The sequence below is a fragment of the Aliikangiella litoralis genome, from assembly GCF_052495765.1.
On sequence record NZ_CP199292.1, the window covers coordinates 5,729,336 to 5,752,877 of the forward strand.

The 23,542-nt window shown below is 34.4% G+C and carries 22 protein-coding genes and 1 pseudogene; 17 read left to right on the top strand and 6 right to left on the bottom strand.

Annotation, left to right across the window (positions count from 1 at the left end):
- Nucleotides 1-117 precede the first annotated feature (117 nt).
- From ACT5E3_RS23940 to ACT5E3_RS23960, 5 genes are all read left to right on the top strand, one after another.
- Nucleotides 118-735, top strand: a complete 618-nt coding sequence (locus ACT5E3_RS23940) for a DMP19 family protein (RefSeq protein WP_444996089.1) — start codon at nucleotides 118-120, stop codon at nucleotides 733-735.
- A 67-nt stretch (nucleotides 736-802) separates the two neighbouring features.
- Nucleotides 803-1,225, top strand: a complete 423-nt coding sequence (locus ACT5E3_RS23945) for a hypothetical protein (RefSeq protein WP_444996090.1) — start codon at nucleotides 803-805, stop codon at nucleotides 1,223-1,225.
- Nucleotides 1,226-1,341: 116 nt separating this feature from the next.
- Nucleotides 1,342-1,680: a hypothetical protein gene (locus ACT5E3_RS23950; protein ID WP_444996091.1), complete on the top strand. Its 339-nt coding sequence runs from the start codon at nucleotides 1,342-1,344 to the stop codon at nucleotides 1,678-1,680.
- A 53-nt stretch (nucleotides 1,681-1,733) separates the two neighbouring features.
- The gene (locus ACT5E3_RS23955) at nucleotides 1,734-2,153 is read left to right on the top strand and encodes a hypothetical protein (RefSeq protein ID WP_444996092.1); all 420 of its coding nucleotides are present in this window, start codon (nucleotides 1,734-1,736) and stop codon (nucleotides 2,151-2,153) included.
- Nucleotides 2,150-2,509 (top strand): hypothetical protein, encoded by a 360-nt coding sequence (locus ACT5E3_RS23960; RefSeq protein WP_444996093.1) that lies wholly within the window; start codon nucleotides 2,150-2,152, stop codon nucleotides 2,507-2,509. Before ACT5E3_RS23955 ends, ACT5E3_RS23960 begins: the two co-directional genes overlap by 4 nt.
- A gap of 336 nt (nucleotides 2,510-2,845) precedes the next feature.
- On the opposite strand, the pseudogene ACT5E3_RS23965 reads toward ACT5E3_RS23960, so the two are convergent.
- Nucleotides 2,846-3,854: pseudogene (locus ACT5E3_RS23965) on the bottom strand (IS110 family transposase).
- A 133-nt stretch (nucleotides 3,855-3,987) separates the two neighbouring features.
- Between ACT5E3_RS23965 and ACT5E3_RS23970 the strand changes: the two are divergent.
- The 6 genes from ACT5E3_RS23970 to ACT5E3_RS23995 all read left to right on the top strand — a co-directional run bounded on the left by ACT5E3_RS23970 (nucleotide 3,988) and on the right by ACT5E3_RS23995 (nucleotide 8,186).
- Nucleotides 3,988-4,296 (top strand): hypothetical protein, encoded by a 309-nt coding sequence (locus ACT5E3_RS23970; protein WP_444996094.1) that lies wholly within the window; start codon nucleotides 3,988-3,990, stop codon nucleotides 4,294-4,296.
- Nucleotides 4,297-4,599: 303 nt separating this feature from the next.
- A complete protein-coding gene (locus ACT5E3_RS23975; RefSeq protein WP_444996095.1) occupies nucleotides 4,600-4,980 on the top strand; it encodes a hypothetical protein in 381 nt (126 codons plus the stop codon).
- Nucleotides 4,981-5,267: 287 nt separating this feature from the next.
- Nucleotides 5,268-5,732, top strand: coding sequence for a MotA/TolQ/ExbB proton channel family protein (locus ACT5E3_RS23980; protein WP_444996096.1), 465 nt, complete (start codon nucleotides 5,268-5,270; stop codon nucleotides 5,730-5,732).
- Between the two features lie 278 nt (nucleotides 5,733-6,010).
- Nucleotides 6,011-6,424, top strand: coding sequence for a CBS domain-containing protein (locus ACT5E3_RS23985; RefSeq protein ID WP_444996097.1), 414 nt, complete (start codon nucleotides 6,011-6,013; stop codon nucleotides 6,422-6,424).
- 372 nt (nucleotides 6,425-6,796) lie between these two features.
- A complete protein-coding gene (locus ACT5E3_RS23990; RefSeq protein ID WP_444996098.1) occupies nucleotides 6,797-7,138 on the top strand; it encodes a hypothetical protein in 342 nt (113 codons plus the stop codon).
- A gap of 820 nt (nucleotides 7,139-7,958) precedes the next feature.
- Nucleotides 7,959-8,186: a hypothetical protein gene (locus tag ACT5E3_RS23995; protein ID WP_444996099.1), complete on the top strand. Its 228-nt coding sequence runs from the start codon at nucleotides 7,959-7,961 to the stop codon at nucleotides 8,184-8,186.
- A 57-nt stretch (nucleotides 8,187-8,243) separates the two neighbouring features.
- Here the strand turns inward: ACT5E3_RS23995 and ACT5E3_RS24000 are convergent, their stop codons facing one another.
- A complete protein-coding gene (locus ACT5E3_RS24000; RefSeq protein WP_444996100.1) occupies nucleotides 8,244-9,152 on the bottom strand; it encodes a pseudouridine synthase in 909 nt (302 codons plus the stop codon).
- A gap of 895 nt (nucleotides 9,153-10,047) precedes the next feature.
- Here ACT5E3_RS24000 and ACT5E3_RS24005 point away from each other — a divergent pair.
- The 3 genes from ACT5E3_RS24005 (at nucleotide 10,048) to ACT5E3_RS24015 (ending at nucleotide 12,498) form a co-directional block, all read left to right on the top strand.
- Complete coding sequence (locus ACT5E3_RS24005; RefSeq protein ID WP_444996101.1) at nucleotides 10,048-10,920, top strand: TolB family protein; 873 nt, start codon at nucleotides 10,048-10,050, stop codon at nucleotides 10,918-10,920.
- A gap of 582 nt (nucleotides 10,921-11,502) precedes the next feature.
- Nucleotides 11,503-11,721, top strand: a complete 219-nt coding sequence (locus ACT5E3_RS24010; RefSeq protein ID WP_444996102.1) for a DUF6500 family protein — start codon at nucleotides 11,503-11,505, stop codon at nucleotides 11,719-11,721.
- A gap of 216 nt (nucleotides 11,722-11,937) precedes the next feature.
- Nucleotides 11,938-12,498 (top strand): YbhB/YbcL family Raf kinase inhibitor-like protein, encoded by a 561-nt coding sequence (locus ACT5E3_RS24015; protein WP_444996103.1) that lies wholly within the window; start codon nucleotides 11,938-11,940, stop codon nucleotides 12,496-12,498.
- A gap of 136 nt (nucleotides 12,499-12,634) precedes the next feature.
- Here ACT5E3_RS24015 and ACT5E3_RS24020 read toward each other — a convergent pair whose 3' ends face one another.
- Entirely contained in the window at nucleotides 12,635-13,891 is a 1,257-nt protein-coding gene (locus ACT5E3_RS24020; protein ID WP_444996104.1) for an HD-GYP domain-containing protein, read from the bottom strand.
- A 425-nt stretch (nucleotides 13,892-14,316) separates the two neighbouring features.
- On the opposite strand from ACT5E3_RS24020, the gene ACT5E3_RS24025 reads away from it, so the two are divergent.
- The 3 genes from ACT5E3_RS24025 to ACT5E3_RS24035 all read left to right on the top strand — a co-directional run bounded on the left by ACT5E3_RS24025 (nucleotide 14,317) and on the right by ACT5E3_RS24035 (nucleotide 19,556).
- Complete coding sequence (locus tag ACT5E3_RS24025; RefSeq protein ID WP_444996105.1) at nucleotides 14,317-16,551, top strand: bifunctional diguanylate cyclase/phosphodiesterase; 2,235 nt, start codon at nucleotides 14,317-14,319, stop codon at nucleotides 16,549-16,551.
- Nucleotides 16,552-16,563: 12 nt separating this feature from the next.
- Nucleotides 16,564-18,405, top strand: a complete 1,842-nt coding sequence (locus ACT5E3_RS24030) for an ATP-binding protein (protein ID WP_444996106.1) — start codon at nucleotides 16,564-16,566, stop codon at nucleotides 18,403-18,405.
- Nucleotides 18,406-18,740: 335 nt separating this feature from the next.
- Nucleotides 18,741-19,556: a hypothetical protein gene (locus ACT5E3_RS24035; protein ID WP_444996107.1), complete on the top strand. Its 816-nt coding sequence runs from the start codon at nucleotides 18,741-18,743 to the stop codon at nucleotides 19,554-19,556.
- Between the two features lie 42 nt (nucleotides 19,557-19,598).
- Here ACT5E3_RS24035 and ACT5E3_RS24040 read toward each other — a convergent pair whose 3' ends face one another.
- The 3 genes from ACT5E3_RS24040 to ACT5E3_RS24050 all read right to left on the bottom strand — a co-directional run bounded on the left by ACT5E3_RS24040 (nucleotide 19,599) and on the right by ACT5E3_RS24050 (nucleotide 23,462).
- On the bottom strand, nucleotides 19,599-20,213 hold the full coding sequence (locus tag ACT5E3_RS24040) for a TetR/AcrR family transcriptional regulator (RefSeq protein WP_444996108.1): 615 nt from the start codon (nucleotides 20,211-20,213) through the stop codon (nucleotides 19,599-19,601).
- Nucleotides 20,214-20,371: 158 nt separating this feature from the next.
- The gene (locus ACT5E3_RS24045) at nucleotides 20,372-21,178 is read right to left on the bottom strand and encodes an outer membrane lipoprotein-sorting protein (protein ID WP_444996109.1); all 807 of its coding nucleotides are present in this window, start codon (nucleotides 21,176-21,178) and stop codon (nucleotides 20,372-20,374) included.
- On the bottom strand, nucleotides 21,129-23,462 hold the full coding sequence (locus ACT5E3_RS24050) for an efflux RND transporter permease subunit (protein ID WP_444996110.1): 2,334 nt from the start codon (nucleotides 23,460-23,462) through the stop codon (nucleotides 21,129-21,131). The genes ACT5E3_RS24045 and ACT5E3_RS24050 overlap by 50 nt, the downstream gene beginning before the upstream one ends.
- Nucleotides 23,463-23,542: the final 80 nt, after the last annotated feature.

Below are 23,542 nucleotides of genomic sequence, written 5' to 3' on the forward strand. Positions count from 1 at the left end.
TGACATAGCAGCCAAGTTAGGTAAGTATTTGATAATTATTAAAAAGTCGAAATGCAGTTAAACGGTTGTTTGAGTATTAATGAGATTAACTGCATTCAATCAGCTGTTAATTGAAAAATGAAATTACTTTTACTTTGCCTTTTTACATTAATAATGCCACTCCAAGCTCAGGAGCAAGAGATTGATATGTCTTTTGAGGAGGAGCTAGAAAATAGCATCAGAGAATTTGAGAATAGAAAAATTTATACTCACCTGAATAAAGAAGTATTGCTGAAAATATCTGATGAAGATTTAGAGCAAGCTATCATCGATTATATCTATTCCAAGATCGGAGATGACTACGATAACCAATATAATATTGTGAAGGGCCTATCTAAAGGCTTTCAGGCAATATTTACTACTTGGTGGGTTGAGGCAGAAGTGAATAACGGTGGATATAATCAATATTTTTGGAATTCTACTGGAGAATTTGCTTTTGAAGCTCTTTATGGATTCAGGGAAATTGGAGCTCCCAAAAATGCACTTCTAATGGAGCAGGCTATTAAAATAGCAATTAAAGAAATTCCTAAAATGAAAAAGTATCGAGAAAAGGGGACATTAGAAGCTTTCTCGGAAACTTATAAACATACAGAGCTAAATGACTTGGATGATGAATTTTTTAAATACCCTGAAGATTTGTCAAAACTGAGAATAAGCTATATTCGTAGCAATCCTGAATTATTTAGCGGCAATTAACATCAATTAACCAGTCAAAGCAGTAGATAAACTACTGTTTGAGGCGTTATGCTGCAAGGAGAGTTCAGTGATAGATGTTAAATTAATGGTAGCTATTATCGCTTCAATTACTGCACTATTTCTAGCTGCTATTAACTATAGAGCGACACAAAGGCATAATAGGTCATCGAAAAATATTGAAATTAGGACGCAAGCTTATATCGACTTTATAAATTTGGTTGCTGAGTTCTCTCAAATAGCAAAAGAGGACAGAAAGCCAACCAAAGATATGTTAACGCGATTAGCTGACGCTAAAAGCCGAATTTCAATATATGGAAAATCAACCGTAATCATAAAGCTAGCTGAGTTCTTTTCTAAGCATGGAGCATTAAACTCAGATGAAGCATTTAAAGCATTTGAAGAAGTTGTAAAAGCAATGAGAATTGATGCAATAGGCAGCGTAAAAGACGAAACAATGGAAAGTATAAGTGTTTTGCTATTTAAGTCATAAGCAGCATAACAAGCTGTTAAACAAGGACAAAATACAGTTGGCTTTTGCTCCTTCGTCGCTTATTCTAGCCAACAATATTTTGCCCATTAACAGGGCGTTAGGTGTCCGAACTACACATGAGAGATTTCATCATTTGGGATGCAGCTTCTTTGGCGTGGACCGAGATTGGTCTCGACGATGAAGGCTATCGCGAATACGCTGTTAAGATCGCCAAGGATTTTGAAACTTGGGATGAGATAGATAAGATTATACTTCAAGATGTTTGTGCTTCTTTTGCAACAAACTCTGCAACTATGATCTTCGCGATTATTCCATTGTTAGGTATGCTCCTCGTAACTCCTATGCCAGATTGGGGATATGAAGAAGATTACCTTAGCATAATTACAATAAGTCAGGACACCCATCACTTATGTCTTTATGTGGATGTCCCCGTTTACTTTGGTTGCCAATTGTAGCCAAGTTTTCTTAGCCAGTTATAATTTAAATCATAAATCAGAGGATGAAGGAAGTGTCTACAAATGAAAATTCAAAAAAAATATTAACCCTTTGTGAAAAATACTGGGCCACGTATCAGCAAGATTGTAGTGGATATATAAAAGCTATCGCGTCTGAATTAAAAATACCATTATCAGGTCAGGCAAATGATATAGTGGATCAGATTCAGAGAGACCCTTGGAGGATTCTTAAGTCGGGGGTTGAGGCATGCTTACAAGCTACAAGTGGAATGTTTGTAGTGGCGGGTCTAAAAGCCAATCCCCATGGGCATGTAGTGGTTGTCGTTCCTGGTCCGCTCTCACATAGTAAATATCCGACTGCTTATTGGGGAAGTTTAGGTGGCATTGCTAAGAAGAATACAACAATAAATTGGTCTTGGAATAAAATTGATAGAGATAACGTAATTTACGCTTGTAGGAGCTTAGTAAAATGAGACGCTTGCTCGTTATTATTGTTTCTTTTGCTATTTGTCTTTCCTTAGCTTCATGTGAGTCATTCATATATGAAAGTCAAAATTCTTGCACGCAGTCCGGCAACCATACAGTCATAGATTTACAAAAATATAGGGTTATGCTTTTTGGTCCGAATGATGAGTATAAGCCAGATATCTGGGAAGGGCCGGTTTGCATTGAAAATAAAAAGAATGGTTCGGTTTGTGAAAAAGACCTCTCTCTAATTAAGGAAGTAAAGCAGGATGACGTTTCAGGAGATTTGATCGTGTCTACGTTTAGTGGATCCAACGAGCGGCGTATCTATTTGGATATGGATAGTTGCAAAATAGCCAAGTAGATACCATCTCTCCAAATCGACTTCAATTTAATTATTAATTAGTTTGAGTTCGGTACTCACATTGGCCAATAATTATAGACATATATGATTACCCGATAAAAGACAACTCTTTTATGTATTCATTATTTTTTCCTGAATAACAGAAATGCTTGAAAGAATCACGGTCATTGACATATATCCGGTATCTTGTACCTTGATGAGATTAATGATGTCCATCCCGCCTCCGCAGTCACCGGGCCTTGATGGCCATGTCTACACTCAGGCTCTGGGACGGACAAACCGTTTAATTTGTCAGTGCATTCCCCGTTCTTTAAACGCCAATAAAAGTATCAATAATTATGCGCAAGCTAATTGACTATTATAGGGTTGACGGCTGGTTAATACCGCCCAGATTATTCTTGCCATTTTATTGGCTAAAGCAACGGTGACTTTACAAGAATGTTTATTAGCCATGAGTTTTCTTAACCACAAACTTAAAGCATCGTCTTTTTTCTGACACCAGTTGACAACTGTCCGAGCGCCATGGATCAACATTGCCACGTTTACTTATCTTCGACAGACGATTGATTTCACCACTGGCAAATTGCTTGGGTGTGAGACCAACCCAGGCCGCCATCTGTCGGCCATTTTTAAATTGATTGGGATCAGTAACACTCGCCATAATCAATGCGCTCACGATAGGGCCAACGCCCGGAATACTCATTAATAAAGTATAATCTGAATGTTGTTGCACTAAGTCCAGTAGCTGTTTATCAAGCGTTTTAATTTCCTTATCCCTTCTTTCCCACTGTTCAAAAAGACGATAAACCATCGCTCGAGCGATTGACGTTAATTGATTCTCACCATCTTCTAATAATTCCGGGATGGCTTTTTTCAATGCTCGGGGTGTCTTGGCAAAAAAGAACCCATACTCACTCAACAAGCCTCTCAATTGATTGATGAGAGCCACTCGATTTTTCATCTCACGTTCTCGGATCCGATAAACGGTTTGGATATCTTGTTGTGTTAAAGTTTTTACTGTAACAAATTTCATCTGAGGACGTAGAGCGGCCTCACAAATGGCGAGAGCATCATTGGCATCATTTTTATTACCAACAACAAAAGGTTTGACTCGAAAAGCAGGAATGAGTTTAACCTGATGGCCTAGTTTCGTCATTTCTCTCCCCCAATGATTGGATGAATAGCAAGTTTCCATGACAATTAAGGTAGGTTCAAATTGACGAAGGACATGCAGTAACCGATGTCTTTTAACGCGTTGGTTAAAGACAACTTCATTATTTTTATTGAGTGCGCAGATTTGAAAAATATTCTTTGCTAAATCGATACCTATTACGCTATGTTTCATGACGATCACCTTGTTTAAATTATGACTTTTCAACTTAATTGTGGCACACCGCTGTCTGAGCAGGGTGATCATCTCAGCAGTCACTTTTCTATTTTTTTAGCGTTAGCAGAGAGAATGAAAGGAGAAAAGTATTATGATCAATTTTAAACGTTATACGCATGTTGAAGACTTGCTAGAACACTATGTTCACTTTCTAGATCGTAAAGACATTAAGCAGTTGCTCCTAACTGGTGTAAAAAATGAAGTAGAAGCTGAAACATTTTCTAAATTTATCTGGTTAATGGTGGAGCAAATCAATGAAGATGAAGAAAATAATATTGTTGTTTTAGGCTCAACTGGTAATACTGAAATGCTCCCCGACATTAGTTATGAAGTAACTCAATATATGAGAGAATTGGGCTACTATGGAGTATGGGAATGTATTTCAAACGAAGAAATCTAAGCACGGTGTTGAAATGAACAGCAAAGGCTTTTATACAACTCAAACAAGTACTATAAATCAAGTCTAAGCAGAGTAAATAGCTTGAGTTTTTTATCACTCTTTGAAATAAAATAAGAAACTGAATTTGAGATATTTACTTATATGCAGTAAAGCAATTTATTTCCACTTTGTGGTGTGCTTATTTTAATGTAAACTCATAAAATAATGAGGAACTTAAAATTTTATATCAGGTTGAGTTTTATTTTAACGGAAGAATACACTTTAGTATTTTTCCATTAAAATAAAATAAAAGGAAATTTAAAAATGAAAAAAGTTTTATTAATTTTATCTATAACATTAACCTTTATCTCAAGTTCTGCTCTGGCAATGCCGAAGTACTCGATGTATACGGTATATTATTCTGATTCAGCCAAAACGACGGTTGTTGGCTGGAAGTATAATAGTTGTTTTTTTGGAGGGCAAAATGGAGGTGGTACACGCACCGCATTTAGTGATGTAGAAACATTTTTTGAACATGGTACGTGTAGTTCAATAGGCTTTGATCCTTGGGGAGAAAAAAATTCATTCTTTAGTTGCAATGTCCCTATACAAGAAATAATTCGTTATGGACAACAAGATGAAGAGAATGGACAGACAACCTATTTTAATGTTGTAGGATGTTTACGAGACTCTTTGTTTAATTAGTTACTCCTATTAAATTAAGTCGGTTATATTATCATATTTAATATAGCCGATTTACTTAATGGTATTGGTGTGGAATTTACCAGAGAAGACTTATTTAGAGCCTCTCTGCTATACAGGGGCAAACAATAGAACTAGCTTAGAAAAGCGGTTCGGTTAAGTTAGTTAAAACAAACCTGATTTCTGTTCAGTAGTTCTCTTTGAAAATTGTATTAGATAACAAAACTTTACTATGGATAAATCTATGCTGTGCTCCGGCTTGTCACAGAATGCTGTATTAGATGTATAAAATGAGTAAATCGATGTATCAAACCCCAAAATCAGAAGTAATTGCAGAAGATCAACAACAGACATCTGTCGTAGGTAAATGGCTTGCATTGCTGGGAGCTTTGTTTGTACTGGCGCTTCCTATTGGAATGATCTTAACTATATTTTCCATGACTGAGATATTTCAAACTATTACGTTAACAGACTCCGGCGATCCCAAAGTAATGGCCGGTGGAATATCGCAAGCGCTTGTAAGTACTGTGTTAGGCGTAGTTATTGCACTTCCCGGCGTAATATTATTAGCAATTTCTGTTCTAATTTTTAAACATAGAAGACCGTGGGTTTATCGAGTTTCGTTGATATCAGCAATTTTTGCTTTACTTTTGTTTCCAATTGGAACGATCATAGCGATAGTGATATTAATTAATTTAGTTAAAAACAAGACGAATTATTTCTTAGAAACAAAAGAAAAATCTAACAAGAATTAGAAAAATATAAGAAGTTGGTGTTCACACTTACTCTTTTCTACACTTACTTACTTCATTCTTTATGGCCTCAACAGTGGGCTTTAATTGAATACTTTACTACAACTAAACTAAGCATTCTAAAGTTGCTAGAAACTAGCAAAAATATAATTGCTAATAATAAATATTACTACCGACTTATCAATTTAATAAAATTACTAGAAGAAAAACTGCTAAAATCTCATCATTAGCTATACTTATTAGTCACGAGAAAACAAAATCAGATAACTAATTAATCACTTATGGAGCCACCTTTAATTTCAGAGATTATTTCAGACTCTTTCCTTTCTGTTGCGCCCGATTGCTTGCTACCTGATGCAATCTATCAAATGCATAAGAACAAGACATCCTGTATTATGATTTCGGAGAAAGGCAAGGCTATAGGCATAATTACCGAAAGTGATGTTGTTGGTCTTTTTGCTGAGAGTTTTCAAGGGGCCTGTTGGAATGAATTAACAGTTTCTCATGTAATGACACCAGGAGTCATAGCTGCCAGTTATGATCTCGATGTACTAGAAGCAATTATTATCGCTCAAGGCGGAAGAATTCGTCACATTCCTGTTACCGATGAAAAAGGCAATCTAATCGGTGTTGTTAATCAAACGGAGCTTGTTAAATCTCTTGTTGAGTATTGTCGCCAAGGAGATTTATGGTAGTTAGCCTTTATCCCGCTTGCTGAATAAAGAGCGGGTCTACTTTTTCATCAAGAATAGCTTTGAATTCAATCTTCGATTACACATGCTTTAGTTAAATATAAATAAAATCAACTACTTAGCATTATCAATACTAATCCACTCCCTCAAGTTTGCTAATAATTATCTGGATATTGCTATCTCTTTATAAATAATTAAACTAAAAATACTCGCTATTAAAAATGTCATTTTGATTGAAGTTATTGAAATATATCTATCGAATGATATGTAATAAGAAAATGTATGTAAATAAGTTTGTCCTTGTTTGCGTGATTTGAACGTTAATAGTACCATCATTGTTTGTTTCCTTATTAAGATAAAAAGAAGGAGTTATTCTTGAAAAAATTAATATTAGTTAGCTTATTAGTCGGTTTTATAAGCCCTGCATTTGCTGAATTGAAATCACATTCAGGGAAAATAACTGGTTACATTGTGTCAAAACAAGGTGTTGAAAAATTATTTTTTCTAAAACTAGAAGGAATTACTGCTGGCGGGTGTAGCAGCACAGGGCGTCTTGCTATTGATAGCTCTTCTCCATCATTTGATGCTACTCAATCAGCCATTATGGCAGCTTTTCATAGTAAAACTGATGTTAATATTTATTATAATGATACATGTAACACTGGACAAAATGCATGGGATATACTTTGGGTTTGTGTCGGCGATATTCCTTGTTAATAATTTTTAAATAGATAATCAATAATACATACACCGGAGCCAAATCGCCCCTTCGCTCAGATAGCCCCCGGTGATGTGAATATTAATAATGTAAAAATGAAAGATATATATTTCGCATCAATTAAAAGCTCAATTGAGAAAAGAAATGGAAAGAAATTTTTTAAAGCTGATTCATGCTCAGGAGAGTACTGTAATCTTTTAGAAGTTCCAATTGATGAATGTGTTGTGATTAAAAACTCAAAAACTTCATTAATAATTGAACATAAAAATAAAACTTTCGCGTTTCAATTTGACGACTATGTTCCTATGTTAAAGAAAGTTGTGTTTACCATTAAACTATTTAGATTTATACCTGCTTTCCGTACTGAGGGTGAGATCAGTCTCACTGATCAAAAACAGCTGTCTAACTTGTTTAGCAATAACGTTAATAAATACACAAAAACATATTCACATGAGTAAGGTATTAAATTTGCTAATGAAATGCCATTGAATAATACAGAACAAGAAGCAATATAGAATGAATTATTTCATTTGCAGGATAAACATTTGAATGCATTTATTCTTTTACCCAATTTTGAACAGGTAACAGAAGACAGGGCTCAAAAATAGATTCAAAATGCAGCATATAAGTCATATAAAACAGTATTTAAAATTAACTATTACAAAATTGGTTTAGCTCAATCTACCAAGTGAAATATAGTGCATCAGATAAATCATGAATAAATATATCAAAATAACCTCGGTACTGATCTTACTTTTAGTAGCATATATGAGCTATTTCTATTATCCAATTTATGTTGGGCAGATGAAGTTTCATGATATGAAATCTCAAATTAAAAAAGGCATGCAAAGGAAACAAGTTTTAACTTTAGCTAAGGAGATTGGATACTTTGAACACATAACCAATCAGAAACAAATAGAATTAAATGGACAAAAAGTCAATGTAAACGAAGACGTATTTTCCTATGCAAATTTCTTATTAATAAGTCTATTGGTTATCGAATATAATTCAAACGACATAGTGGAAAATATCACGGCAGATCGATAGAAAAAGAAGTGGACACATCTCAACTTTACGAAGACTACTTCCCTCAGCGGTTTACCTTCATTCAATAACAGACCACAACTCCACCTTACGTTCAGATTCAAACTCTTTTTTTATACCACTAACCGGATCAACAAAGCTTAAATTCTTCGCTAATAGTTGTAACGGTTTATCAAATTGAGGAGCAACTTTAGGTAACAACCTTGGGTAAAAACGATCATTCAATATTGGCACACCTATTCTCATCATATGGAGCCTGAGCTGATGGGTTTTACCCGTTTCTGGAAATAGCTCAAATAATCCTAAGCCTGCCTGTTTTGAAACGAGTTTAATCTTTGAACGCGCGTTAATATCGCCTTTCACTTCGGTCATAGTAAAACTTGGCTTGGACTTTTCGAGTCGATTCATAATTTGCCAGCTGTGCGGAATTGATAATGCTTGAAGAGCGTGACCTAAATGCGCAATAGCTAAATAACGTTTTTCTATTTTTCGTTCAGCAAAAAGCTGATAATAACCGTTTCTACTATCAGGATTTAATGAAAACATTACCAACCCCGCAGTATCTCGATCTAGTCGATGAAGAGGAACAATATCGGTCAACCCTGTTTGCTGTCTAATACGCTCCAATAAACACTCATTAACATACTCAGCACCAGGCGTAACAGGTAAAAAATGGGGCTTACAAGCAACGAGTAAGTGTTCATTTTGATAAATAATTTTATGAGTGAAAGGAATTTTAGGCTCCTCTTCAACTTCTCGATAATAGCAGAGCCTTTTACTTGGCTGAAAAGTCGAGTTAAGGCTAATTGCCTCACCGGAATGCCAATGTACTTTGCCTTCAAGAATGCGGTTTTGCCAAACCTGCTTACCAATCAGCGGGAATTGATAGTCTAAAAACTCAAGAATCGTTTTCCATCCTAGATTTTTAACGGGTAAAGTTATTTCAGAAGCACACCGAGCGATTGCCATAGATACTTGTTATCTTTAATCGAGTGAAAAAGGTTACTCTATACTAACAAGAATCTCGTCTGATTTTTAGTTTCAATTATCCATTAGAAAGAACTAAGCTCAAATCAGAATAACTACTCAATACATATCAACTGGTTATATAGAATAAAACAAGCGCAGTCCCTCATCATTTAGAAGTTTAAATAGGGAAGGAAATAAAATTAATAAATAAAAGTGTTAATTAATAATATTAGTATACACTTACATAGTTAGATTTTTTTAGCTTTTTGCTATATTTTAATTCATCAGCTCACTGTTACTTTCATTAGCCCCACAGATTTGCCCTTGCCATTCACTAATAATTAGCGTTTAATAACAGCATGGTTTTTAATGGTGATGTTTCTATAAAGAACTTTTACTGATAGTTAATAAATACTAAACATACACTGAACTTTTCTGCCGGATAATTTTTTTGTTTCAACTTTTACAGAACACGGCTTTATATGCATAGAGTGCTACGAATAAAGAAGCTTTTAACTTTAGTTTTTTTGCTTCTGTCAAATGACAGTTATACAAATAACAATTCAGTAGAAAAAATATTCAAATTTCAAAACACCGCTTGGACAAAAATATTTAAAGCAACCTCCAGAATTAATGAAGCTTGGTGTTAAAATTGGAATCGATTAAAACCTTTTTTGAAAAACACAAAATAAAGTAACTTGCGTAAGGTTAGCACTAAGTGGGGGGGATTAAGATGAGCATGGAAACACAAAAATAAAAATGTTTAATCTGACTTGTATATAAAGTTAACTTTTAACAAAAAATTAAAATGGGAATTTTTCATTTAAATATTTAATTAATTGTCTACTACCATTCAAAGCTATATGGTTGTAACACTCACACAAAGGAGTAATTTATGAAATGTATTCACATCTATATAACCCTGTCACTTTTGATTTTAAGTATTAGTATTCCCTGTTATAGTCAAGACAAAACTTCAGAGTTAAATAGCCCTTATCTTGGGCAAAAACCTCCTGGTTTAATACCCGAACCCTTTGCACCCGGCATTGTAACAACAGAGTATTATGAGTATAGCGGTGTTTTTACACCTGATATAAAAGAGTTTTATTTCATAAGAAATGGAGGTAAACATGAAGAATCGACTTTCGTTGTTTTTCAAAATAAAAACAATAAATGGCATGAATCAATAATATCTCCCAGAGTGGGACAACCCTATATTTCTCCCGATGGTAAAACCATGTATTTGGGTAAAAAATATATGGAGCGCAATGGAAGTGGCTGGTCTGAAATAAAAGATCTTAGCCCTATATTCAAAGATATGTTAGTTATGCGCCTTACAGCCTCTTCCAAAGGAACTTATTTCTTTGATGAATTCAAGGCAGATATGACGGGCTCTATTTATTATTCACGGCTTATTAATGGTAAACATGAAAAACCTAAACTGCTCAGTAAAAAAATTAATAAGGGAGCAAGCTTTCATCCATTCATCGCACCTGATGAGTCTTACATTATATTCGATAGTAAAAGAAAAGACGGTTTTGGCAGTTCTGATCTTTATATCAGCTATCGACAAAAGGATGGCTCATGGAGCGAAGCGATTAATTTGGGCAATAAGATAAATACCAAAGCTTGGGAAGCATCGGCAAGTGTAACACCTGATGGTAAATATCTCTTTTTTAATAGAAATATGGGCTCAAATAGCTACGAAAATATAGATATTTTTTGGGTGGATGCACAATTTATTGAAACACTTAGACCTAAAAAATAACCATTTAACAATCACAATAAAATAAGAAACTAATAATCTATCGTAAAAATTATAAACAGGTTAAAAATTAAGTGGAACTGAACTCTATACCCAAGCAACTAAGAAATGAGGCTCAAGTTCATATTTTAGATGGGTATAAATTAGAAAATTTTGAAAATAATTTACTGATAATGTCAAAAAAGAAGCCTTTTAGACTTGGAATGTTTATTATCAACATTCTTACTTTACGTTGGATGCTCTATCTTTGTTTGCCAAATATACTGGTATTAGATCTTATTCGGATAAAATATTACTTGTATATCAAAAAAAATGAAAATGAAGTCGTAATTTATACAAGATAAAACTTTAATATTTAAGGAACCAGCATTAATTAACCAAGCGACAAAGGGAGAAGTAAGTATTTCTTGTAGTAATGCTAAAATTTGGCTTAGCTGAATAAAATTCTTATTAGAGTCTAGCAAAGAACCTCATGATATTTCGTATATGTTATGAAGCAGATATACTCAATAGAATGCTAGAACTATGTAATAAATAATATTTTCAAAAAATAATGATCAATAAATTTGTACGGTAACTTGAAACATGAGACAAGAATTAAGAACCAAAATAATTGAAATCTGTGATAAAAAAATAGCAAGCAAAGGTGACAATGTTGGCGTTTCATTTTATGCATTCTTTGCTAATAAAAACGATAACCCAGAATTATTAATGGAAGCAGCTACATGGTGGATTCAAACTCATCAATTAGATCATTTTGTAAAAGCACATAGAATTAAAGAAATGGTTCAAAGCAATTTATAATCGATATCAACCAGTAATCATATTGCAGCGCAGTGTTGCTAGAGAACATCATTCAAATTTATAAACAAGCTTAAAATAGCGTTTTATAATATATTTTCTGACGCCGAAAACTCAGTTGTATAGTTAAAACAAATAATAAAAAAGCAACACGCCCTAGTAATAATGCTTAATATTGCCTATTATTCCGTTTCCAAAAAACAATTTATTGAGCGTAATATGAAACGGTTTAAACATTATTTTCTTATTTCATTAACATCAATGCTTTTCACAGGAACGGCTTTAGCAGGCTCATTCAAACTAACTAGCCAAGATATCACTCATGGGAAGTTCATGAAAAAAGCACAAGAGTTTCAAGGATTTGGCTGTAGTGGGGATAATTTGTCACCACAGTTGTCTTGGTCTGGCGCTCCTAAAGAAACTAAAGCCTTTGCGATTTTCGCTTATGATCCAGATGCGCCAACAGGTAGCGGATGGTGGCATTGGCAAGTTGTTAACATACCAGCTAATGTCACTAGCTTGCCAGTTGGTGCTGGTACACCAGACAATGCAAAAATGCCTAAAGGCAGTACTCAAATTAGTAACGATTATGGAGTCAGTGCTTTTGGTGGAGCTTGCCCACCCAAGGGTCACGGTGTGCACCGTTATCAGTTTACAATTTATGCTTTATCGAAAATATTAGAACTTCCTAAAAATGCATCAAGTGCGTTAACTGGCTATATGGTTAAAGCCAACTCTCTAGAATCAAGTACAATTGAAGCTTTTTATAAACGCGACTAAAGTTATTGATAATCCACCTTTTAAGGAAGGTGGGTTTTTACTCAAAACAATGAAGTACACGTCATTACGGATAATACATAGCATTGAAATTGATGTATACGAAGGATGGAGCCAATACACTAGCCTTTATCAAGCGTTACTTCTGGCTTGTCATAAACCCAATTCGATCTTCAATCCCTAAATACTCATAAACTCTTTTAGGGTATTCACCAGGTTTGAGCACTTTAGCAATTTTCAGATCAGCATGCTCATTTAAATTTATAATGAGCGCCTGCAAAGGTGGTATATCTGGATTATAAAGTAAAACTTGAGGATTCAGCATATCACTAGGATCAACACTTACAACTAACCCAATACTCTCATCGTTTAAACTAACAACACTCCCTGGAGGGAAAACACCAAGTGTTGAAATAAAACTTTGCACAAGTTTGTTATCGAGCTTATCTTTAAACCGAGAGTACATAGTAGCCAGGGCTATTTTAGGCGTCATTGCCTTATTAGGATCTCGAGGATTACACAAATTATCATAAGTATTAGCAACACTAACAATTTTAACTAGCTCTGGTATTTCTTCACCTTTTATTTTATGAGGAAATCCTGAACCGTCAACAAACTCATGATGCAACTCAATAATTTTCAAAACATCCTGCGGCATTCCTTCAACTAGTTCACACAATTTTCTGCCTAAAGGTGCATGCTGTTGATAAACTCCTACTTCAGCTGGAGTTAATTGGCTAGTTTTGTTAACAATAGGACCGGGGAGTTCAACCTTTCCTACATCATGCAATAATGCTCCACGAGCAAGTTGACGTAATTTATCGCCTTCTATTCCTCTGGTTGCGGCAAGACTTAAACTCAATATTGTGACATTAATACAATGGTTATACATAGTGTGATGACCAGTCCCTAAATTAACCAGATTAGTCATAATTTCTTTTTGATTTTCAAAATCACTTGCTAAACCATCAACTAGGCCTGCTGCATCACGAATAGCATTAGCTGGCTCAGTTTTAAGCTCAGCAGTTAGTTTACGAACCTTGGCCGCTTGCTCTTTATATTTTTTAGCGACTCCACTTCTTTGTTTACGATACTTATCAGCATTCTCCAGTTTACTATTCTTCTCTTGCCACTTTTCATCTGTGAGCTGTTTTGAGTTTTCTTTAGACGGAGTAGCCTCTTTTTGGCTTTTTTGAGCTACTTCAATATCACTTTGATCAGGAAAAACAGTAACTTCTCTTAAACCTAACTGCTTGATAACTAAAATATCTGACTTTGAGCTAATCTTAAACTTAGAAAAAAGAAATGGGTGCTTAGTCCAGCTCAACTCAAGATCGACCATAAAGCCGACAAGTAACTTCTCAACAGGCAGTTTGATTTTGCGTTTTTCAGCCATAGTTCACCTTTTATTACCTACTTTTATATAGTTTAGATGAATGTGGGCGGTTTGCCTGTTATTGAGTTACACACGAGCAATATTTGACTACTATCCCATTTTTTATAGTTTAAATTGTTTTTAATACCGAGCTTTACAGATCTAGAATTACTATAAATATTAATATTCAAAAAAGCTCAAAGTAGGAAACATTAATCGATTAGTCATAGCTATTATTACTCAATATCTTCTGATTGAATAAAAAATCTAAAAAAGCGATTATTTTGCTTTTTAATAACGAATAAAAACGGATTAATCGCATAATATTTTGCCAAGCTTTTTAACTTGTTCTAAGCTAAATATATGAACTTTATCTTATATACTTACCTGTTAATTTAATGAATTAGCGGTAACTATTTATTTCTTGTTTCAGGAAGTCATATCTTATGGATGGTGAGAGAATTATTTCATTTCTTGACGAAAAAGATGCTTCTAGAGAACCAGCTCTTTTTAAACCTTTAAAAGTTCTAACAGTTGACGATGATCCCATTTTTCAGCAATCAACCTCCTTTGCATTGGCAAATGTAAAAGTACTGGGGCAGAATATAGAACTAGTCCAGGCTTTTAGTTTCGCTGAAGCATATGATCTATTGCTCCAAAACAGTGATATTGCTATCGCATTGGTAGATGTTGTTATGGAAACTGAGGATGCAGGACTACGTCTAGTTAAAGCGGTACGAGAAGCAATTGGCAACAATGAAATCCGCTTAATTCTAGTTACCGGGCAGCCAGGTACAGCGCCAATTCGATCGGTAATGCAAATATTTGATATTAATGATTATTGGACCAAATCAGAGCTCACAAAGGAACGCCTAAAAACAATACTAACAAGTAACTCACGAGCTTTTGAGCAAATAAAAGAAATAGAGCAAAGCAAAAAAGCACTAGAATCAATAGTTACAGCTAGCCGAACGCTTTATTCTTTACATGAATTGCCAACTTTAACCAATTGCTTAATAGAAGAATTAAGCCAAATTTTTAATATTGGCAATGAGGGGTTCGTTTATACGTTTTCAGAAACTAACATTAATTCCGCTACTCGTTCTGGATTAGTGATTGGTGCCACAAAAAAATTCTCAGGCTATATTCAGCAGTCACTTCAAAAAATAGAATCTAAAAGAATTCGTGAGCAAATTCATAAGTGTTTAAAACAAGAAAAGTCTTTCATCGATAAGTCTGAAATCTATGCTTACTTACCAAAATCATTAGCAGGAGCAGACTATGTATGTTATGTAGAAAGCGGACGTAAGTTAAGTCCTACAGAAAGCAAACTCCTCCAAGTTTTTTGTATGAATGCCTGCGGCAGTTTAAATAATGTGACATTAATCAACAAGCTAGATAAATTAGCGTATGAAGACGAATTTTTGCGCTTACCCAACAAAAACACTCTATTAAAACGAATTAATGAAATTATTCATTCTAAAAATCAGTATGCCTATCATTTAGTGGTGATTGATATCGACAACTTTTCAAGTATAAATACTGTGATGGGTGTTAATCAAGGTGATGCTATATTAAGGTTTATAGCACACCGTCTACGGGATTGTTCAACTAAAGAAGTTTTAGTTGCACGTATAAAAGATGATATTTTTGCACTGTTAGGTCCAATTGAGCATATTTCGGTAAAAGATATTAAATCTCTTTTTAAACATATCAATGAACATAATGAAGCTTTTAATACTATAAATTTTAGTAGTGTCACTTATCCTCTAGCAATACCAGCAAGTTCTGCTCAAAGCATATTGACACAAACAAGCATCGCTTTAAAAAATGCAAAATTAAAAGGAATTAACCAACATGTTGTTTACCAACTCGAAGATGACTCTAAAGCAAAATATCGTTTTCAACTACTTCAATCCTTACAAAAAGCCATTGAAAATGATGAAATTTTCATTGCATTACAACCACAGGTAGAAATTAAAACGGGTACTATCAAAGGGGTCGAAGCACTTGCCCGCTGGACGTTAAAAGATGGAACAGTCGTGTCTCCTGAAGAATTTATACCACTAGCAGAAACAACAGGTTTAATTTTATTATTAGGCAAACAAATCATTGATAAAAGCTGCGCTGCTGCAAAAGAGTTAACCAATATTGGTTATCAACATCTTAAAGTTGGTATTAATATGTCTATTATTCAATTTGAGCGTGATGATGTTGTTGAATACCTGCAAGCCGCTATTAAGAAAAATAACATTTCATCTGAAGAAATTGAAGTTGAAGCAACAGAGTCTTTAGCAATGCAAAATTTTTCTGTTATATATGATCACTTCCAAATATTAAGAAATTTAGGTGTTCGCATTGCCATTGATGATTTTGGAACCGGTTTTTCATCACTGTCATGTTTAAGTCAACTACCAGCCGATCGTTTAAAAATAGATAAATCATTTATTGAACGAATGACTTTTGATAACAGAGCTAAGTCCATTGTTAGAATAATTATTGAACTTGGTAAACGTTTTAATATGCAAACTATTGCCGAAGGAGTCGAGTCGACAGAACAACTGGACATACTAAAAAACATGAACTGCGATGAGGTACAGGGCTACTATTATGCAAAACCAATGCCTTTAACACAACTAATTGAGTGGCTCAAAAAAAACCACCCTTTAAAAATAAAATAGTTACAATACATCATGAGCTCTAATACGCTTAAATCTGTTTTTAGTAAGTTATTTATTCCATGGTTTGTACTTATTATTATTATTAGTATTTTACTTTATAAGCAACTATTTGATACGGCAATAAAACCATTAGAAAACATTTCTAGAATTAACATATCTAAAACAAGTAATATTATTTACAGAAGTATGGGTAATATAAAAAGAGATTTAACCTTTTTAAGTAATAATTTAGTAGTTCAAGACTCATCATTTCTAGAAAATTCAAACGATGTAGAATTATTAGCTAATTTCTTTAAAGCCTTTAGCGAAGCTTCTGGGTTATACGATCAAATACGCTGGATTGATAATAGTGGAATGGAATTAATTAGAGTGAACTTAAAAAAAAACAAAGCCATAATAGTCCCTCCAGAACAATTGCAATCAAAAGCCAAACGTTACTATTTTTTAAATAGTTTAAAACTCAATAAAAATGAGCTTTATTTTTCACCTGTCGATTTAAATATTGAGCATGGAAAAATAGAAGTTCCCTGGAAACCAATTATACGAGCGATTATACCAATCTATAATCAGGAAGAAACAAGAACAGGCTTTATAGTATTAAACTACTTAGCTGGCGGTTTATTAAATGATGTAAGAAAGTCGAATATTGCGGATAATATCAATTTTTTTTTAGTGAACAAAGAAGGTTATTGGTTGTTATCACCAATACAAAATCAGGAATGGGGGTTTATGTTTAGCCAGCCAGAATTAAACATGAAGGCAACCTACCCTTCTAGCTGGAATGTAATCAATCAAAAAGAACGAGGCAGTTTTTTTGATCAATACGGAATGTGGCACTTTGAAAGTATTTCATTAAATGATAAAAAACAAAATATTTTTCATTGGAAAGCCATTATACATTTACCACAAAACAAAATCAGTGAAATTTTTTATAAAACACTTTTACAAATAGTCGCCATAGCGATTACATTTATTTTGCTAGCATTTTTTGTATGTTTAAAGATATCTAAAAACATTGTTAAAATAAAAGAAATAAATAATGAACTAACTCAATCAAAAAAAGAATTAGAAGAATCGCTAGCGCATCTAAAAGAAACTCAAGATGAACTAATTCAAGTAAGCAAGCTTTCGTCAATGGGTTTAATGGTTGCAGGAGTTGCTCACGAACTAAACACTCCTATTGGTTCTGCACAAATTACTTTAACATCACTTAATGATGACTGTGTAGAATTTGAGAAAGCTTATTTAAAAGGTTTGTGTAAATCTGATGTTGATAATTTCATAGCAAGGTATAATGAAGGCTCTTTAATTATACAAAGCAATCTAACTCGCTCTGCCAACTTAGTAAAAAGCTTTAAACGCCTTGCAGTTGAGCGACGTTGTGAAGAAGAAAAATATTTTAACTTATCATTATTGATAGATGATCTACATCGAGCAATTTGGTCACAAAATAATGATTTAGCTAAATTAATTATTATAACAATTCCAAAATTTCTGGAAGTAAAAAGCTTCCCTGGTGCTATAGGACAAGTTGTAGAAAACCTCGTAAGCAATGCATTTATACATGGTCTTCACTCAAAACCTCATGGAGAAATACTGATTACAGCAAGTAAAACTGACACATCAGCACAGTTATTAATAGAAGTGTCTGATAATGGATGTGGTATTGAAGAAGAACCACTATCGAGTATCTTTGAACCTTTTTACACTACTCGCCGTGGTTCAGGCGGTATGGGCTTAGGGCTACACCTAACATTTCAACTGGTTACACAAGTACTCAAAGGCACATTAAATGTTGAAAGTGAATTGAATGTAGGAACAAAGTTTATTGTAAAGATTCCTTTAGCTGATTAACAATATTAATATTCTCCTATTAATTTTAAACCAATAATTCCCAGCAATATCAACTTATATTTTTTCAGATTTAATCACTCTAATTGCTTAACTTATTTTAAGCTTTTCAATGACTATTTAAGCAAAAGTCTATCAAACAAAAGCAGATAAACATCTATTTATATCAGAGTTAACAACTAAGGCTTTACAAAAATTTGAATACTTAAAAAAAATGCCTAGTATCAACTATGAATCCAAAAAGATAGTTACGAATAGCTTAATCATTTGTTATATTAAGATACCATATAAAAAATGATATTTTATATTGATAAGACTATATTACTGAGTATTTTAAAATGCAACAAACAATTACTAATAATTCATTTTTTAAAATATTAATTTTAATTTCTAGCTCATTTACTTTTGCATATTGTCTTGGTGTTGGAGTACACGAGCTAGGGCATGTTTTGGCATATCAATATCATGGTATATCAACAAAAACTTTTGTTTTAGATCCTTTTGGTCATTCATATATGGTACCCGAAATAGATTATGCCGAAGGCGAATTATTACAAAGAAGTGGAGGCTCTCTTTTTAATATATTTTGTGCATTGCTTGTTTCTTCAGTTTTTTGGAAAAAGAAAAATTTATTCGCTTTTCCTTTGTTGATGTGGCCTGCCACAGCATTAATTCAAGAGTCTGTTGCCATTATTTTAGATATTATTAACGGAATGACTTTTGACTGGGCTTTTGTTGCTTCAGAAGGTGTTCCTGTTTATGCAATTATTGGTTTATCGATTGTTTTTTTGATATTAGGCTGTAGTATTTTTCTTTCTTTATTATCGATAGCGGGCTTAAAACCCTCAGATTCTATTTCCCAAATAATAGCAACCTGCCTTATTAGCGTTACTCCTTTTTTCATTATTTCACTAATATACGCTATGTTTTTCTTAGTATCGGATAAGGATAATTGGGTTTTATCTAAGTCAATAGCATTAGCTGCAAGTATTGTGTTATCAATGATAATCGCTTTTCTTTTTAAACCTACTTATCCTTTTTTAAACCGTTTTATTATACCAATTAGTAACCAAATTGTTGAAAATAAACAGGTGGTTTCCTCGATGATTATCACTTTACTATTTATTGCTTTTTGTTCATTTTTTTATAATTAAAACAGCATAAACCAATTAAAGGACATTACACACAGAAACTACTTAAGTCGTTTCTTCAGTTCCCAAACTTTTTACAACTGAATAGAGAAATTCAATATTATCGGTAAATCTTTGCATATCTTTAGTACATTTTGAATTACACAAAATACCTTGGAATGAACTGACTAGAAATCGTGCAGTGACCAAAGGATCAACATTAGCTTTTACATTACCTTGTTCGATCCCCTGTTGCAGTAATTCTGCAATCACATTGCTCCAGTTATCAAAAATGTTATTAATTCGAGTACGAAATCCTTCATCCTCATAGGCCATTTCCTGCCCCAGGTTCGTAAGTGGACATCCAACTTCTAAATCGGCTTCACACCGTCCTTCTCCAACGGGCCCAAAAAACTTAATAATAATTTCTAAAGGCTTGTCACTGGTTTCTTTTAGACTATTAAGATGATTGAGAAATTCTTTATGAAATAGTTCATCCACCACGGCATAACCGAGCGCTTGTTTGTTTGGAAAATGGTGATATATGGCACCTTTTGTTAACCCCGCTTTTTCAACAACCTCATCAACACGTAACCCTTTATAACCGTGCTTATGAATAAGATCTGCGGTTACTTCAAGAATATGCTGCCGAGTCTGTTGGGGATTATTTTTTCTTACCATTTCATACTACTATTAGTTAGAATCCGTTAAATATCTATTTAACAACGAAATCATAGATAAAAATTTCATGTTTTCAAGTTGTACCTAAGCGTTTTATTGTAGGGGATACCCCACCAACTGGCAAGATACCCGGTAATATAACCCGTCAAGTATTTACGCTAACGGGCACGTTTCAAACCATTTCGATTAAAACTGGAATCATCAATTCCTACTTTAAATTGATAGTTAGACCAAACCAATTCAGTTGTCTTCTCTGATTGGTGGTTAACCATCAACATCCGATGGGAACGCCAATATTGACCAAGATATTGTTGATAGTCGTTATAAGCTAAAGTCTTTAACAGTTCACCCTTACGATCAAAAAAATCTGTTTTCAAAACACGATATTCAGCTTGATCGATCCATGAAACCATACGTTTATAACCTGAGTGTTTGTATGTTGGGTAATATTCAATAACAAAAGTGTTTTGGCCATTGAATATTTCATCGCGAAGATATTTATAGGTATATTTTCCGACTTCAAATGAGCTTAAGTCTTCAAATGCAAATTCACTCCCCATAAATGGCCCCGATTTATTGGACGACGATATGCGTTTAACCCGTTTTAACGCAGGCAAATATAACCATTGTTCATCGGGAGTGACAATATGAGAGTAAGATAAGAAAGCTGTTCCTTTAACATCTTTAGGGCTATCAAATATAGTCAAGCTTTTATCTCCGTTGTCTTTACCTCCCACTTCTTTCGATTTAATGCGGATTTTACGTTCACTTGTTTCACCTTGCTTGTTACGTAAAATCATCAACATTTCTGCGGTTGAATCTTGCCAACCTAAGTCTCTTTTATCAGCTTCAATAGCAATCGAAAGGCCTTTTGCTTCAGGTGTTAAAGTCGCAACATTGGTTTCTGTTAAACCACTAGTTGATAGTGTCAGTAGCGGTAGCAAGACGAGCAGATTCTTGTACATCTTGTTTCTCCTTTTCAAAAGTGAGTAATAAAGCTGGCAGTAATAAAAAATCGACCAACAGTGCAACGGAAATTGTAATGGCTGTCATCACACCCATGTCAGAATTTAAGCTAAAGGTTGAAAAGCTCATAACACTGAACCCTGCAACTAAGACAATGGTTGTAGTGACTAACGCTTTTCCTACATTGGCAAAGGCGTAACGAACAGCAGCTTGTACATCGAGCCCTTTTTCTTCACGAGCACGTAAGTACTTACTTAGAAAGTGAACAGTATCATCAACCACAATACCTAATGTCATACCAGCAACCATTGCTAACGACATACCAACCTGTGCAACAAAAATACCCCAAATACCAAAGGCAATAATTGCAGGCACTAAATTCGGCACCAGAGAAACAACTCCCATTTTTAGTGAGCGCATCGCAAATATTAATAGTAGCGAGATTAAGACTAGCGCTATTGCCGTACCCCCCAGCATGCTAATAATGTTTCTTTCTCCAATGTGGGCGAACATTAACGATGGGCTAGCTACCGTGAATTTAAACCCTTGGCCATTGATCACCAACCAAGCACCCAACTTATTTTCAAGCGCAATGGTTTCTTTGGTTGAAAGATTTTGAGCTGTGACAATCACTCGGGTCGATGACTTTTTCACATTGATTTGATTGTTTAAATCTAATCCGTAAGGTAAAGACATTTCATACAGCAAGAGATATTGAGCAGCAAGATCTCGCTTATCTGGCAACTGATAATAGCGTTCATCATCGCCATGCATATTTTTATTGAGTCGCGACATGGTGTCGGTAAAAGTATTAACATGTATGACTTCAGACTGCGATTTAGCCATATTGACAAAATCTTGTACCATGTTTAAGAACTGCGGCTCACTGACTGAGCCTTCTTCTCCGGCAAGTAGTGAAAACTCTAAGGTATATAAACCAGTCAGATTTTCTAATACAAAATCAGTATCGTTTCTAAATTGAACTGATTTATCAAAATACTGAACCCATTCGTCATTTAAATCATTACGCGGTAAAAATGCCACAGTAACCAGAGTGAAAATGGTCATTCCCCACAACAGATTCTTCCGGTTTGCGATTACAAAGTTTGCGAGCTTATCCATTGATTCGGGCCTATCTTTCTGAGCAAGTTTTTGCTTGATGGGCAAGGCTAAAACAATTGCAGGTAAAACCGAAAACGAAAAGATAAATGCTGCAGTAACCCCCATAGCAACAATATTTCCCAAATCATGAAAAGGAGGTACTTCACTAAAGTTCATTGTCAAAAATCCAATCACCGTAGTCACACTGGTTAAAAAGACTGGTTGGAAATTAACTCTTAAACTTTCCCTCATCGCATCAATTTTATTTGAACCACGATGGTATTCTTGTAGAAAAGTGACCAAAATATGAACCGCATCGGCAACGGCCATTGTCAGAATAATTGTTGGTGCAGAACTAGAAGGAGGTGTTAATTTAATATCTAACCAGCCAGTTAGGCCCATTGCAGTAATAATAGATGCCATAATCATGACTAAAGTTGCAAATGTTGCAGTGACACTTCGCAGCAAAATACCAAGTGTTACTAACACAACTAAAAACATAATAGGCACTATGGTTGCCATATCTTGCTGAGAAGCATCTTGAAATGCTTGATTTAGCATCACAAAACCAGTCATGTAAACTTCAAGGTGCGGGAATTTTTCTTGTAATTGTGCTTTTAAATCAGCTGAAAAATTTGCCACACGAGAATTTTCGTCCATATCGATGCCCGGTATTTTTACTGTCACATTTACAGCAGCAACATGCCCAGTAGTTGAGATGAGGCGATGGACCAACAGGGGCTCTCTTAACGAGACCTGCCGAATATAATCAATTTCTTGCTGTGATAAGGCCAATTCTTCCGCGACTAAATCTGCAACAATTAAATCATCTTCTTCGGCACGAGTGTGCTGATAGTTAGTTATTGAATCCACTCGGGTAGAAAAGGGTGTTTGCCAAGCTTGGTGGGTAAGCCATTGAATAGCTTGAAGTGTTTCTTTGGTAAAAACATCTTTATCTTGTTTGGGTTTGAGCACAAATAAGACATTGTCAGACTTTTCATAGGTGTTTTGTAGGCTTTCATAAGCTTCCAGTTGTTCGTTGCCTTCGTCAAAAAACACTCGATAATCTGTAGTAAAGCCAATTTTGGAACCACCATATCCAGCAGCAGCAATTGCAACAAGACCAGCAAACAAAAGCAGCCAGCGGAAACGAATAATAAAATTCGCCAATATTGCAGACATGTTAATTTCCTCTCAAAGTTAGTAAATTAATATTTTTTAAACCGACCAGTTGGTATGTAATATACATACCAACTAGTATG